Source organism: Enterococcus sp. DA9, from assembly GCF_008000875.1.
Classification (GTDB): Bacteria; Bacillota; Bacilli; order Lactobacillales; family Enterococcaceae; genus Enterococcus_B; species Enterococcus_B lactis.
Genome location: NZ_CP042839.1, coordinates 2,083,033 through 2,098,446, shown reverse-complemented (window position 1 = coordinate 2,098,446; position 15,414 = coordinate 2,083,033). Strand labels below are relative to the sequence as shown.

The 15,414-nt window shown below is 37.8% G+C and carries 12 protein-coding genes; 3 read left to right on the top strand and 9 right to left on the bottom strand.

What is annotated here, in order from left to right; all coding sequences use genetic code 11:
- Positions 1-185 precede the first annotated feature (185 nt).
- A complete protein-coding gene (locus FTX43_RS11025; RefSeq protein ID WP_025476932.1) occupies positions 186-1,130 on the bottom strand; it encodes an AraC family transcriptional regulator in 945 nt (314 codons plus the stop codon).
- Between the two features lie 220 nt (positions 1,131-1,350).
- Between FTX43_RS11025 and FTX43_RS11020 the strand changes: the two genes are divergently transcribed.
- Both FTX43_RS11020 and FTX43_RS11015 read left to right on the top strand, forming a co-directional pair.
- Positions 1,351-2,565, top strand: a complete 1,215-nt coding sequence (locus FTX43_RS11020; RefSeq protein ID WP_172867967.1) for an MFS transporter — start codon at positions 1,351-1,353, stop codon at positions 2,563-2,565.
- 21 nt (positions 2,566-2,586) lie between these two features.
- Positions 2,587-4,602, top strand: coding sequence for a family 78 glycoside hydrolase catalytic domain (locus tag FTX43_RS11015; RefSeq protein ID WP_002344219.1), 2,016 nt, complete (start codon positions 2,587-2,589; stop codon positions 4,600-4,602).
- Between the two features lie 82 nt (positions 4,603-4,684).
- Here FTX43_RS11015 and FTX43_RS11010 read toward each other — a convergent pair whose 3' ends face one another.
- From FTX43_RS11010 to FTX43_RS10990, 5 genes are all read right to left on the bottom strand, one after another.
- Complete coding sequence (locus FTX43_RS11010; RefSeq protein ID WP_002309271.1) at positions 4,685-6,058, bottom strand: PTS ascorbate transporter subunit IIC; 1,374 nt, start codon at positions 6,056-6,058, stop codon at positions 4,685-4,687.
- A 25-nt stretch (positions 6,059-6,083) separates the two neighbouring features.
- Positions 6,084-6,368 (bottom strand): PTS sugar transporter subunit IIB, encoded by a 285-nt coding sequence (locus tag FTX43_RS11005; RefSeq protein WP_002309270.1) that lies wholly within the window; start codon positions 6,366-6,368, stop codon positions 6,084-6,086.
- A 1-nt stretch (position 6,369) separates the two neighbouring features.
- Positions 6,370-8,385 (bottom strand): PTS sugar transporter subunit IIA, encoded by a 2,016-nt coding sequence (locus tag FTX43_RS11000; RefSeq protein WP_002309269.1) that lies wholly within the window; start codon positions 8,383-8,385, stop codon positions 6,370-6,372.
- A 162-nt stretch (positions 8,386-8,547) separates the two neighbouring features.
- Entirely contained in the window at positions 8,548-8,853 is a 306-nt protein-coding gene (locus FTX43_RS10995) for a hypothetical protein (protein ID WP_002313766.1), read from the bottom strand.
- 96 nt (positions 8,854-8,949) lie between these two features.
- A complete protein-coding gene (locus FTX43_RS10990) occupies positions 8,950-9,981 on the bottom strand; it encodes a Gfo/Idh/MocA family oxidoreductase (protein WP_086307282.1) in 1,032 nt (343 codons plus the stop codon).
- Between the two features lie 206 nt (positions 9,982-10,187).
- Here FTX43_RS10990 and FTX43_RS10985 point away from each other — a divergent pair, with 206 nt between their 5' ends.
- Positions 10,188-11,063: a MurR/RpiR family transcriptional regulator gene (locus FTX43_RS10985; protein WP_002309266.1), complete on the top strand. Its 876-nt coding sequence runs from the start codon at positions 10,188-10,190 to the stop codon at positions 11,061-11,063.
- A 121-nt stretch (positions 11,064-11,184) separates the two neighbouring features.
- Here FTX43_RS10985 and FTX43_RS10980 read toward each other — a convergent pair whose 3' ends face one another.
- The 3 genes from FTX43_RS10980 to FTX43_RS10970 all read right to left on the bottom strand — a co-directional run bounded on the left by FTX43_RS10980 (position 11,185) and on the right by FTX43_RS10970 (position 15,414).
- The gene (locus FTX43_RS10980) at positions 11,185-12,027 is read right to left on the bottom strand and encodes a class C sortase (protein WP_073490397.1); all 843 of its coding nucleotides are present in this window, start codon (positions 12,025-12,027) and stop codon (positions 11,185-11,187) included.
- A 91-nt stretch (positions 12,028-12,118) separates the two neighbouring features.
- Positions 12,119-13,996: a SpaH/EbpB family LPXTG-anchored major pilin gene (locus tag FTX43_RS10975; protein WP_147607064.1), complete on the bottom strand. Its 1,878-nt coding sequence runs from the start codon at positions 13,994-13,996 to the stop codon at positions 12,119-12,121.
- A complete protein-coding gene (locus FTX43_RS10970) occupies positions 13,993-15,414 on the bottom strand; it encodes a SpaH/EbpB family LPXTG-anchored major pilin (protein ID WP_086307279.1) in 1,422 nt (473 codons plus the stop codon). Before FTX43_RS10970 ends, FTX43_RS10975 begins: the two co-directional genes overlap by 4 nt.

Here is a 15,414-nt window from a genome sequence, read left to right as displayed (position 1 = left end):
TGAGTATTTATCAAATGAAGAGAAGGCACAAGTGGAAACAGCCACTACTAAAACATCTATTTATAGCAACTTATCTCCTATATAGTGCCATCAACTTTTTCCTGCTTCTCTTGATTGAGTTTAGTTAATACGCGGGTAAGACTTTGAATAGTCTTATCTGTTTTTTACATGTCAGACTGTTCTTCTTATCGGGGGTTTCTCCATTCATTGGGCGTACATGTTGAATACTTTTTGAATAATTTGAATAAAGAAGTGGTTTGTTTATATCCGATGCGATTAGCAATCTCTTCCAACGAAAAACTCGTTTCTTGAATCAATTCCAATGCAAAGTCAAATTTTTTTTGTAGAACCAGTTCTTGAAAAGAAGCATCAAAATACATTTTCAATTTATTACTAAGATAGACCGGATTGTAGCCAAAATGAGCCGCTGTTTCTTTTAACGTACAAGAAGTAAAATGCTTATCGATATAATCCAATATACCAAGCATCTCGTTTTCTGCGTATCCATCTGCTGACGAAAAGGTTTGCTGTTCTAATAAATGAGTCAATTCGATTAGTAGTAGTGATATATATAGGTTTAGTGAACGGATTTTATGACTGTATGTATCAAAATAAATCAACAGCATATTTTCAATCAAATGCGTCAAACGACTCGTTTTTCCGCCATGAAAATGAATGAATTGCGTATGTTCTCCCTTTTCTTTTGCTGCATTGATCAAAAAAGAAGAAAGCAGATTATTGGTGCTTGCCAAATGGTTCAATATTTCTGTAGATAAGGTCTCTTCCTTTAATAAGATGTTGATTAAAATATCCTCTTGCCCTGTGTATTCAATTCTTTGAGTAGCTTCTTTATCAATGATTACCACGTCACTTTCTTCCATATCCACCCTTTCCCCATTGATGACCTGTGAACATCTTCCGCTATACATATAATTGATCTCAACAAAATCATGTGTATGCTCAGGAACTTCCGCATATCGACGGTGTTTACTGATATGAATATTTCCGTTTTGAAATAAATCTCCTCGGTGGATTTTTGGTGGTGTCTGAAGATGATAAGCTAAGTTTAAGTCATTGACATTCTTTCCTTGTTCACGCTGCAGAGTTTCGATTGATTCTTCATTACGCAAAAAAGTGTCTAATTCAGCTAGTTCCAATTGACTTCCTCCTTATTGTAAGCGGTTTCTTTCGCTTATTAGTTTACGCTGTACTGCAATTATATGCAAAGCTATTTTGGGTTTCACAAAGACTTTCTATGGTTGGGACATGAATTTCCTGTGGTTCCGCTATTGAGTGAAGAGCTACTTCATACTATATTTTTGATAAGCGCTTACAAAAAGTGAAAGGAATATGTGTATGAATAAAAAAATGATGAAATTTTCTCTACTGTCAGTCTCTCTTATTTTGACTTCTGCTGGTGCGGTCACATCAGCGATTCCCAGTATGTCAGCTACTTATACCACGCGTTCTTTATCTGCTGTTGAATTATTAACGACTGCTCCATCTTTTATGGTCACTATTTTCGTTTTGTTTAGTAGTTTTATTGCTAGGAGAATCGGACAAAAACAGACTGTGATCATCGGGTTAGTGATTGCATCGATTTGTGGTGTCCTCCCCCTCTTCTCGCAAAGTTACAGTATCGTCTTAGCTTCACGAGCTGGGCTAGGTATTGGCTTCGGATTGATCAATTCTTTGGCAGTCAGCATGATTGCTGCTTTTTATCACGGAGATGAACGTGCATCTATGATTGGTTTTCAAAGTGCATTTCAGGGATTTGGTGCAGCTCTAATGACATTTGTTGCAGGACAACTAGTACAGTTCGGCTGGCAATATACTTTTTTAGTCTACGCCATCAGCTTACCTATTTTAATCTTGTTTGTTTTGTTTGTTCCTAGACCTGAAACAACTAAGATTCAAGTACAAGGAACAGCTTCAGCAAGACAAGTAATCAAAACAAATCCCCAAATGATTAGTTATGGTATTTTTCTCTTACTGATCATCGTGATATATAACGCTGTCTCAATCAAATTAGCCACAGTCTTGACGACCTATTCTCTAGGAGACGAAACCAATGCAGCGAATATCTTGACCATCATGCAGTTGGCAAGTATGGCCGCCGGAGTTTGTTTTGGCTGGCTTCAGGCAAAAGCATATCGTTATATGCTTACTCTTTCTTTACTACTGATGGGTATTGGCTTTGTATTGATTGCCAGTGCCATGAATCTGTATGTGATTGGATTTGGCGCGATTTTAACTGGGATTTCTTTTTCGTTATTCATTCCTTATTTATTCAACCAAGTGAGCATCCAAGCGCCTAAGCATGCGGAGAATTTCAATACCTCGATCTTACTAGTTGGCGCTAATTTAGGCACTTTCATTGCACCATATGGTTTGCTTTTCCTCTCTTTTGTTTCTCTTGGAAGTAAGACACTTGCTGTTTTCGTTAATGGCAGTATCTTGCTGTTGATTAGCGCGCTTGTTAGCGTTCTAGTGGTATACAGGACGAATAGAAAGTCAGTAATAAGAGTAGATGAAGAAATAAAAGAACAATTGACAACAAAATAATTTTGATGGAGGTCGCGCAAAATGACAAATGAAAAATCACAAAATAGATGGCTTTGGTATCCTGGAGACTTTGAGATCCGCCGTGGACTGCTACAAAATTTCCAACGAGAAGAACGAGGTTTCGACTGGCCGGCGTACTGGTACATGGATGATTGTCATCGGAACGTCAAGTTTAAGAGATATTACTTTCTTGATCATCCTTCCATGTTCAAAGTAACGATCCAAGGAGTTGGGTACGTAGAAATTAATGGGAAAAAGCATCCATCTGGAAAATGGCTGACTTGTCCGGCTGGCAAAGTAAAAATCCGGATCTTCGTTGGACATACATCTGGGCTACCAGCGATGTTTATCGAGGGAGATGAAATAAAATCAGATATCGGCTGGACAGCAAGCAACTTTATTGAAGAATACCCAGCTGGTTGGAGTCCACTCTATGTCGATATCGCTAAAGATCCAAATCAAATCTATTATCAAAAAGAATGTGTCCATCCAGTTACTGAAAGGGAAGTTAATGGAGGAGTCTTATTCGATTTTGGACGAGCAGTGAATGGCTGTGTAGAACTAATGTCTCTGGACGATCCTATCGAATCCATCACTCTATGTTATGGAGAGTCCGATGTAGAAGCTATGGATATCGAGTATTGTTACTATAAACAAATTGGAATGACAAGAAAAATGAAAGCTCGTAAACGCGCTTTTCGCTATTTGTTTATACCAGAGGTTTCTACTGGAATGGTTCAACTTCAAGTTTTTCATGAATTTTTATCTCTTTCGAAACAAGCTACTTTTTCAAGCGATTCTTCTTTATTGGATCAGATCTGGTCAGTATCAGAAGAAACTTTCAAGTTATGTAGTGATTTGTTTTTTATCGACGGTATCAAACGAGATCGCTGGATTTGGTCTGGAGATGCGTATCAATCATTCATGATCAATCAATATCTTTTCTTTGACGAGGAAATCAATAAGCGAACGATATTCGCATTAAGAGGACAAAATGAAATCAAGCAACATATGAATACGATTGTCGACTATTCGATCTTATGGCTGATTGGCATCGAAAACCACTATATGATGACGAAAGACTGCGAATTTTTACGCATTGTCTATCCTAAGATGCAATCCTTGATGAGGTACTTGATGGAACAAACGAATGAATTAGGGTTTATTTATGGAAGAGAAAAAGATTGGATCTTTATTGATTGGTCTGAAATGGATAAAGAAGGAACGCTTGCTGCAGAACAAGTCCTATTACTGAAAGCCTACCACTCTATGATCACTTGCGGAGATATCTTAGCTGAAACATATGGAGAGGCTGAAATTTATCCTACTGATCTCTATCAAGAAAAATATCAGGTATTGAAACAAAACCTATTTGACTACTTTTGGGATGAAGAACTTGGCGCTTTTATCGATTGCTATGAATCTGGGAAAAGAAATGTGACGCGTCATGCGAATATTTTCGCTGTTTTATTCGATTTTGCTAACAAAGAACAACAGCAATCGATTTTAAAGAATGTCTTATTGAATGATACTATCACACAGATCACTACACCCTATTTTAAATTCTATGAACAAGATGCCTTATGCAAACTCGGACAGACGGAAATCGTCTACCAAACGATTCTTGATTATTGGGGAGGGATGTTATCTCATGATGCGGTAACTTTCTGGGAAGAATACGACCCTACTCAAACAGGAAATGAAAAGTACAGTATGTACGGAGATCCTTATGGAAAAAGCTTATGCCACGCATGGGGAGCAAGCCCAATCTATCTTTTAGGACGCTATTTTATCGGTTTGTATCCAACAAAGCCAGGTTATGAAGAATTTATGATACAACCTAATCTAGATTCATTTGAAACACTGAATTGTACGCTACCTATCAAAGATGGAATGATTTCGCTGGAAAAAACAGAAGATAAGATCGTGATTACTTCTGATAGAACAGGCGGAACAGTGAAAATGAATGGTAAAAGTTATCCTCTTCTAGCAAAACAGCCACTTGTCTTAACAAGCCATTCAATAATAAATGCATAAAACAAAAAACTGCTTGCGACATATCAGAAAACATTCGATCGTCTTCTGATATTGTCCAAGCAGTTTTTATTTTGAAACTTGCTTAATTCTGTTCTTTAGAAACAATGCTTGTTCTTTTTCCGGCAAAAAGAAAGCTAGATAATACGACAAGTAAAAAGAAAGCGATGATTCCGACTGTCAATGCCATTTGACCGTATTCTCCTAGTTTCCCAAGTACAAGTCCTGGTACTAGATAATCAGTATCGGCAAATGTAGAAGAAGCGATTTTAAGATCTCCTAATACCGGAAGGATAAATAATGGCAACCAACTAATCAATAAGCTATTGAAAGCAGAACCTAATACCGCCCCTCTTCTACCGCCAGTCGAGTTGCCGAAAACACCAGAAGCAGCTCCGCAGAAGAAATGGCCAACTACTCCAGGGATGATAACTGTAGTCTGTAAGCCTATCATGGCAAACATCGATAGTGTTCCTACAAAGAAGCTGACAAAAAAGCCAATCAATACAGCATTAGGTGCATATGGAAAAACGATAGGGACATCTAACGCTGGTTTAGAATCAGGTACAAGTTTTTTAGCGATTCCTTGGAATGCTGGAACGATTTCTGCCAACACCATCCGAACCCCTTGAAGGACGATAACAAACCCTGCTGTAAATGTTCCAGCTTGGATCAATGCAAAGATTACAGCATTATCTCCATTGCTTAATTCTCTTTCAACAAATCCAGGACCTGCTAATAAGGCAAGTGCGACATATACGATTGACATCAAGAGCATGATCGATACAGTAGAATCTCGCAAAAAACTGAAACTTTTAGGAATCTTTATGTCCTCCGTAGAGCGGTCTTTATTTCCAAAGAACTTACCGATCCACCCGCTAGACGCGTAACCGATATTGCCGGTATGTCCTAGCGCAACTTGGTTGTTCCCAGTAATGTTTTTCATGAATGGTTGACAAAGTGCGGGCGTAATAGTTAATAGTGTTCCTTCAAAAATCCCTCCTAATAAGATCATCCACACGTTTGCAGTAAATCCAGCGCTTACTAAAATGACTGCTGTCAGACAAGAAACGTAAAGCATCGCTTGACCTGTAAGAAAAATAAATTTATATCTTGTGAATCGAGCAAGTAGAATATTCACGATCATCCCTACTAGCATGATCAAGGCAGTAGGTGTCCCGAATTGTTGTAAAGCAATCGCCACTACTGCTTCATTACTTGGAACTACACCTTGGGTATGCAGAGCCGTTTGGAACATCGAAGCGAAAGGGGTTAATGAATTACTGATCAGCCCAGCACCGCCAATCAATACTAAGAACCCGACAAATGTTTTAATGGTTCCTTGGATCACTTCTGAAAATTTCTTTTTTTGCAGAACAAGCCCAAGCAGTGCAATCAGAGAAACGAGGATGGAGGGCTGACTGACGATTGAAACAAACAAATTCAACAATTTATCCATTGATATTTCCTCCCTTGAATCATTTTTATTCTTTTGACAAAATCTGTTCTACTTTTTCTTTTACTTCATCACTATCGATGATCGATTGCAACGGCACGAGTTTTTCATCCGGTATAGAAGTAAGTGTATCTTTCAAAGAATGTTCAATGAAGAAATAATCCGCCATATCGCTAGATACACTCCCAACATCCGTATGACTTACTTCGAAATCGTCCACATCTGCTCCAAGATCTGCAAGAGCTTGTTTGATGTTCATCTCTACCATAAAACTTGTTCCTAATCCACTTTGACACACTGCAAAAATTTTCATGTTATTCGTCTCCCTTTTTTATGATTGCTAGTATTTCTTCTTTTGTTGAGGCTTGTAATAGCTGTTGAAGATTTTGTTTATTAGAAAGCAGCTTGGTTAAATTTGCCAACGCTCGAAGATGTGCCTCGTTATCGATAGCGGCTAAACAGATAAATAAGCTGATGGGGTGAGCAGGATCATCGATTAGATCAACTGGTTGTTGAAGTTTCAGCAAAGACATCCCTACTTCGTTTACGCCGTCTTCCGGACGAGCATGCGGCAGTGCGATGTGGTCACCGATGTGGATAAACGCACCATACTGCTCCACACGTTCAATCATCGCTTTGATATAACTCTTCTCTATTTTATTCTTTAATAATAGTGGCTGTGCGGCAAGTGTGATTGCTTCTTGCCATTTTTTTGGTTGATCGGATAATTGGATCATTTCTTCTGTTAATAATTCAGATAGCATAGGACGTTGATCCTCCTTCTTTTCTAAAAGTTTGTTCATTTTACGATTTAAGACTTGATAGAGCTTTTCTTCATCTACACCTTCTTTTAATTCGATATATGGAAGTAGCGCAGCTAGCAATTCTTGAGCAGAAGGCATGGAGAATCCTGGTATCAGCCAATCTCTTTGTACTTGATTGATCAGCTGGTTTTTTTCCAAGTCAGTCATGATTGGTTGTAGGACATACAGTGACTTTTTCTTATTCGTAAGCGTGAGAGGCACAGTAGAAAAAACAATATCGTAAGAAGTTTCATCAACCTCGTGCAAGCGATCAGCTGAATTGGTCTCTGTAAAAAGGATCATCGGGAATAATTGCTGAAGTTCGCTTTTTAAGATCAATGAAGAGCTAATGCCACTTGGACAGACGATCACGGCTCTTATTTTTCTGTTTCTTTCTTCTTCATCTACTTTTCTTATTTCTCCGCCGAATAGTATAGTGAAAAAACCAACCTCTTCTTCAGGGATGCTCTTCCCTATCCGTTTTTCTAACGGACGCAATGCTTTTCTTGTCATTTCATAGATGGTAGCATATTGATGTTTGATTTGATCAATCATCACATTAGGCAAGTAAAAAGAATAAGAAATACGAAAATAGGCAGGTACCAAGTGATAAAAGACATTCATCAATAATTCACGAAATGAATCAAATTCTATGGCCATCAGGAATTCCATGCGATGGATGACTTCTGAAGAACATTCCAGCAAAAAATCAAGCGCAGGCTCCTGGATATCTCCTTCAACAATGGAGGCTAAGCAAAGAGAGAAAAATAGAATCTCTGACTCTAGATGTTCGGAATAGCCTAAGCCAGTCAATACATGTCGACTGATGTCATTGATTGCAAGAGAAGCTAAAAGTTCAGCATCTTTTACCTTTTCTACAGATATTTTCCCCATTCGATTAGTGGTCAAACTTAAATAATACGCTAACTCATCCATTCGATTGGGTGCAAAGCGTAGATCTGATAGAGAGATTGTGTTATCTAACAAATCTCTAGCTTTTGCATAACAATCAAGAGAAAGCATTGCGTTTAAATACGTGAGACCAAATCTTCCAGCAAGCGATTGCATTAAACGAGCGGTGCGATTTTTTGCTTCCTTTCTCAATATTACTTCTGCCCCCAGTAGCCTAAAGCCTGCTTTTCTAGTATATGTCAGCTGACATTCTTCCCCTTCTAATTCCTTTCTTACTTTTTTGATATCCGATAGGACTGTTCCTTTAGAAACCTGAAGAAAGTCTTGAAAATGAAATACAGAAATAGGTATGGTATTCGAATAGACCATCAAATAAAGAAGATCTCTACGCTCTTGTTCGGTGTACACCGCTTCAAAGCGAGTGATATTCACGTATTTTTCTGCCCAGTCGATCGCTCGAAATTTTTTCAGACGGATATGGGTCTCATCCATATATTCGGCAAAGGGAGCTAGTTGGTTAATTGCCTCGTCTATATTTACTTCGATGATCTCGGCTGCTTTTTCTAGACTGATTTCTCTGGGTGTTTTCAGGAGATAACTAATTTTGTAATTCACAGCGCTGTTCACCTCCTATTTGTATTCTAGTATGATACCGCTTTTAAAGCGAGGATTGTTTGGTACAACTTACAGTTAGATTTTTTTTACGACTGTACTAAACGACCTCTATCGAGTTACATAAAAAAAGCAGGTGACCAAATGGCTCCCTGCTTTTATGAATTAATGATGATCGTGTTTATTTTTTGAAGTCAGTTCTTCAAATTTTTCTTTGACCTCTTCAACCGCTTTTTCGATATCTTTTTCGAGGTGATTAGGTTCGTTAGATTCTGATTCTTCTTCTACGGAATTTGAACCAGATAAAGCTGTTTCTTTGTTTTCTGTTTCACCGGAGTTTGTACCAGCTAATGATTCTTCTTTATCTTCTGTTTCACCAGAATTAGTACCTGCTAAAGCTACTTCATCTTCCGTTTTAGGGGCCATTGAACCTCTTAATCGTTTGTGTTTTTCACCATCATAATTTGTCATATTGGTTCCTCCTAGTAATTCTATACTTTTTCATCGTACAATAAGACAGTTTGTGCGTCAAAAAACAAACCCGATTCTTACAAATATGTCATGTTTTCATCTTTTATTTTCTGATTCTTGAATGTCTTTGATTCCTTCTTCCAAAATTTTCATCTGTAAGATTGTTTCTTCATCTTTAATGACTTTTTCAGCGCCATTGACTAATGTCTCGTAAATGCCTTCGTAGACGCGACTATAATCACCGACCTCGGAAATCACTTTTTCTTCATGATAATCCCCTTGTTCATCTATATAAGTCAATACACCGTAGTGTTCGGGCAAGTCGATCCCAAAGTCTTCATGATCAGGCATATAAAACATTTTAAGATGTTCTTCTTGCCGATCTTTCGTTTGTTTCACGAACATCCCCTTTTTTCCATAAACGACGAAACTTGGACGTTCTTTTATACGGAAATAACTGGATTTTATCGAAATTTTCATGTTTCCGTAGAAAAAGTCCAAATCGAAGTAATCATTCATTCGTCCTTTCCCTAATAGTTGACGAACATCATAGAGGATATCATCTGGTTCGCCGAAATAAGAAAGAACTTGGTCTACTGTATGACAAGCATGTCCATATAAATAGCTGTTTGCAGTAGAAAATTCATGTGTATTTTCTGGTACTTCCGGTCTGAAATAATCGTAATGCATTTCTACTTCTAAAATATCCCCTAATTTCCCGCTTTCGATTACTTTTTGGACTGTCAAGAAGTCAGAATCGAACCGTCTGTTTTGGTAACATTGGATAAATAGCCCTTTTTCTTTTGCTAATGCAAATAACTCTTCTGCTTCCTTTGAGGTTTCTGCAAAAGGTTTTTCTACCAATACATTCTTTCCATGTTCAAGTGCCATTTTTCCATATTCATAATGAAATTGACTTGGTGTAGTAATGACAACTAATTGGATCTCAGGATCATTCCAAAGATCAGACAACTGATCGGTATATTCGATGTCTTCAAATGTTTCCCACACTGGTTTAGATGGGGAAAAAATTTTTTTGATATTGATTTTGTCCGTAAGTTTTCTTGAAAATGGCAAATGATAGCGATTTGTACTCTTTCCATTGCCGAGATAAGCGATTGTAAGCATGATTTGTGCCTCCTTTTATTGTTGTTTTCAGTATATCTTAGAAAAATATAGAAAGTGTCTATAATAGCTATTCTGGCAAAAAAGTTCAGAAAAACATTTGTTATCATTTGGTTTGGTGAAATTTATGTTCAAAGTAAGGTAAAAAATCAAAAAGAGAGTGGCGGAACCAAGCATTTATCAGTAAGATAGAATTTGGAGGTCAGATCATGCTTATTGAAGAAAAATTAACCAAACAAGAGTTGTTTACCACGACAGAGAAACGGATCGCTGATTATATTCGGAGGAATATCGAAGCCACAGTCTACATGACGATTGAAGAATTAGCAAAAGCTACGTATACTTCCCATTCAGCTATCATTCGTTTATGCAAAAAAATGGGCTTCAGCGGATTTAAAGAATTTCGTTTCGAACTAGGACGGGAAGTTCATCAATTGATTGCCCAGTTTAATCAAACGATTGATCCTAATTTTCCTTTTTCAAGTGAAGATAACACACAGCAAATTGCAAAGAAAATGGCAGATTTGTCGATCCAGTCAATAAAAAAAGCGCAATTGCAGATCGAGCATCAAGATTTGGAAAACATCAGTAAAGTATTGAACAACGCACAGCGAATTTTTCTTTTTGCAAAAGGTGATTCCCAAATCACGGCAAGGAAGTTCCAGAATAAAATGGTCAAGTTGAATAAATTTTTGATCTTGGCCGAAGAATATAGCGATTCTTCTTGGAATGCAGCCAATTTGACTAGCGAGGATTGCGCAGTTTTTATTAGCTACAGCGGTCGTATTCATCATTATGAACGGATAATGACCTATCTAAAGCATGTAGGAGCTCCAACATTATTGATTACCGGAAATCAGCATTCAGAAATGGCCAAACAGGCTGATATGTGTCTTGTTATATCGCAGGAGGAATATGATTTTGCTAAAGTAGCGACTTTCTCCTCTCAAATTGCCTTCGATTACGTATTAAATACGTTATTCTCAGTGATATATTCTCAAAATTTTGAAGAGAATATCCGCAACTTGAAAAACAAACAAGAATTGATGCAAAAAGGCCTTCTTAAAGAATATCGGAAAAATTGAGATAAGCTTTCTTTGATATCGTTATAAATATAGACTGGCTGAAGTTTTCTTTTTCAAACTTCAGCCAGTCTATTTGTTTACGCATTGATTTGAATATATCTATCATAGAAAAGAGACACAGTTACCTTCTGTTTCTTATTTTAAATGTCTGCCGAAAAAGATAAATAAGAAACAGAAAAATCAGTATACTTATAGTTATCAATCCGTACAGGAAGAAACGTTTGTTCTCAGATACTTTCTGTACTTCTTTCTGTACTTTTTTTGCATGATAAGGAACGCGATGCCCTCTGACAAGTAAGCGATGACTGTTGATCATATAAGGTGTACAAGTCAGTAGTGTCACGAAATCCTTCCCTTTTTCGATTCTCAGGTCTTTTGTATCAGTTGGTTCTACCGTCTTTATCTGATCGACTTGATAAGCAAGTGTCTGTCCGTTGATCTCGATATAGAAAGAATCACCGAAAGTCAGTTTTGGCAAGTCAGTGAACAACTTTGCTTGAGGCAGTCCCCGATGACTGGAAATAACGGCATGCGTACTTTCTCCCCCAGTAGGATAAGATGTCCCTTCCAATAACGAAGCGCCTTTTTCTAGCAGCACGGTATTTGTTTCGTCAAAAATCGGTAAATGGACATTGATTTCAGGAATCGTCAGAACGCCGATCGTATGTTTTTCAAAATAGGTTTTGTCCATTTTCACTGGTTCCTTTTTCTTAGTAAAGGGATCGACACCGGGATTTCCTCCTTTTTTTGCTAATTGCTGGTTTTTCTTTGTCATGTCTTTTTGGATTTTGGCCATGACTGCTTCATTTTCTTTTACTGCTTGTTGCTGATAATGAGAGATGATTTGCTGATCTAGGTAGTTATTCAGCGCATCGCTAACGAATGGATAAGCCAAGACGCCTATCCCTGACAGAAGCAGAAGAATCATTAGCAGGTCTAGATAGTTCCTTTTCTTTTGTTTCATTTGTGTTCTCCTTGTGCTGACTAGTTGTTAATAAAAGAAAAAGGAGCAATTGCGTAAGCCACTGCTCCTCTTTCCAATTCATGTACAAAGATTAAATCTGACTATGCTTGCGTCTAGCAAAGTACAATCCAGCAATCAATAGAAGGATCACTCCTGCACCAATATAAAGATAGATTCCCTTACCACCTGTTGAAGGAAGTGTACCTTTGTGTTTATTTGGTATTTTTTCAGGAGAAATCAACTGTCCTGCTGTTGCGTAAGATTGTTCATCGACAGTAAATGCTACGCGGTTTGCCAATGGAACATAATTTTCTGGTGCTTTCGTTTCTTCCAGATAGTACGTGCCGTATTTGAGACCTGTCACATCAACTAAACCGTTGTTTGTGGTTGTAAAAACTGTTGCTGATTCTTTCGTCGAAACCCAGTTGACGGCTTTTGTAGATGGGTCGATCGACAAATAGTTGGCTGTGTCACTCTCTTGATCACGAACGACGAATTCTGCTCCAGCAAGTGTTTGATCTGATGCAACATCACCATCTACTTTGACAAATCGTTTGCCGCCAGTAACGACATCGACTGACGGTGGTGTTTGATCATTTGTATGTCCGTTATCGACATTTGCTTGGTTAGAAAACCCTTTTGTTGGATCTGCTTTTTCGTTCAAATACATATAGTAAACAAATTTCAGCGTACCACCAGGAGTGAGTGAAGGAATATAATTCGGATCAACTGAAACCGTGAATCCGTTTGTTTGTTCAGTGACAGAATAATTTGTTGGATCGATTTCTTTATCCCCATCATACAAGACATACGCATACGTTCCTGAAGTTTCATGATCAAATGTCAAAGCAGCGTCATGAGTATCAATGAGTTTGAATGTCGTGTACTTGTTTTGTGTTCCTTCTTTATCAGCGATACCTAAAGGAATATTAACAGAGATCTCATATTGGATTTTTTCTCCGATTGCGACATCTTTTCCATTCAATTGTGGAGTTGTCTTATCGACTTTGGACGTATCATTTTTGATTGTCTTTTCTACAGGTGTTTGACTATTTGCCAAGATCTCAAACGGTGTGTTTGTTTGATTGTCAATCATTTCTGCATTATCAGGAGCTTTTCCTTCTTCTAAATTATATTTTCCAACCTCTAAATGATTGACGATCAACTGTCCTTTTTCAATCGTTGCCTCGGCAAAGTCATTGTTGCCGATATCATAAGAATGACCAGTAATGAAATGTTTGGCTTTCGTTTGATCCGTTGTCCAAGTGTACAATCCATCTGTGACGCTTTGGATATATTTTTTGACGCTTGGTGTTCCTTCTTCTTTAGAAATAATGAATGCTGCACCGTTTAGTGCTTCGTTTTCGGCAGTACCGACTTTGGTTACTTTCAACGTTCCATCATTACCAACTATATTTTTAGGATAGAGATGGATAGTGTCCAATTCTTCTGTCCCATATTTATAAGAGCCATCTGTTTGTTTGATCATCTCATATACAGGAAAAGCGAGCACCATGTTTGTGGCAGCTGTCACTCCGTCTTTTGGTTCTTCTTTGATTGTGTAGACTGCATCTGTCCCATTTTGTTTTTTAGGTAAAGATAAAGTCACATTTCCATCCGCATCTGTCGTTCCTGATGCAATTGGTGTACCAGGAGTCAGAGATTGGACTGCTTGTTTTGCTACATCCACCGACGCTCCTTTCTCCCGTTGCGCATAAAATTCTGGAGTGACGTTATAAACAGAAAATGAAATATCGGCTAATCCTTGGTATTGATCGAATTCGCTCATTTCTTTTCCACTGTTTTGAATCAAAGGATCGGGTAAATCAGTCATTTTCTTTTTATGGAGAATGACTTGAGCTGCTGTATCCTCCGCAAACACTCTTTTTGCACCGAAGCTACTTGTGATTAATGGTAAAATAAGAAAAAGTGCGCCTAATATAATGCTTATTTTTTTATGATTTTTCATTTTGTCACTCCTGTTCTTTTTTTAATAAACAACCATATTGCAAGGCTTGCGAACACCATGCCAACAACGACTAGAAGGATGTTTTTCGTTTCGTTTGTTTTAGGAAGAAATGGACGACTATTTTCTTTTCTGTTCACTACTTTCAATCTACCGACAGTCTCTTTATCCTCAGAGAGACTAGTTGAAATGGTAAACGGAATTTCTGTTTCACTTAAAATATAACCAGATGGTGCTTTGAGCTCTTTTAACCAGTAATCTCCTGTTCTCAACCCGATAATGGAAAAAGCGCCATTTTTATCGGAGGTCAGGTGAAGCGCATCTGATTCGTTACTTGTCCACTTGTATCCATTGGCTGTTCGCTGGAGGTAATTTCCTGCTTTGTTTTTAATAAGGAATACTGCGCCAGCTAATCGTTTGTTTGGTTTATTTGTCTCGATTTTGACAAATTGCTTACTCCCTGTATATACAGAGACTTTCTTTGTACTGATACCAAAACCAAAATCTAGTGTTCCGTTGTTATTGATTTCCTTGTTCGCCTGAGCTGTACTGTTTAGCTGCATCTGATAAGAAATATTCAGGTTTTTTCCAGCATATTTTTCTAGCGAAGGAATCGAAAATGCAATTTCAAATCCGTGTGGTTTCGTGTGTATGACAAATCCTTCTGATAGCTTTTGTCCATTCGATGAAATCGTTAGACTATTAGGTAAAAACGTTAATGCTCCATCCGCACTATCTGATAATACGAACTTTTGATAGTCTAAGATATTCATAGGGATCGTCGTGTGCAAGGAATAAGTGATTTTGTCACCAATCGTAAAATCATCCCTCGATTCTTCTAATACCTTTTCAAAAGGAGGATCAGGGTAGTTATTTTCTTCATTTTTAGGATACAAATGGATAGATGAAAGTTCTTGATCGTTTTGTCCATATACAGGTAGAACAACTACCATGTTCTCTGCTTTTTCTTTGACGACTTCTGGTGCTTTGGATTCAATAAAAAGATACGCTTTCTCTCTTTTTTTATGATCTTTGACAGGTAGAGAAAAAGAAGCAATACCATCTTCGTTGTTCAGAGTTTCGGTCGTTGCTTCTGCGATAAACGTGCCAGAAGACACACCGTTTTTTGCAATCTCTGTTTGTGCTTCCTCTACTGTTTTCCCCTTTTCTCGTAAATGGTAAAAAGATTCTGTGACATCATAAACTTGAAATGTGGCTCCATTCAATCCCCGATACGTTTGCAATAACTCTTTTTCTTGTCCATCACTTGGCTGGTTTTCCGGTAGTTGGCCATTTGGAAACAGTAATTTGTGCAAAGTGATCTGGACCATATCTGGTTCTGTTGCTGTTACTGCCTGAGTAAAAACAGGTTTAAATAGTAATAAGAAGAGACACATACTAAGCCAACCAAGTTTTTTCAT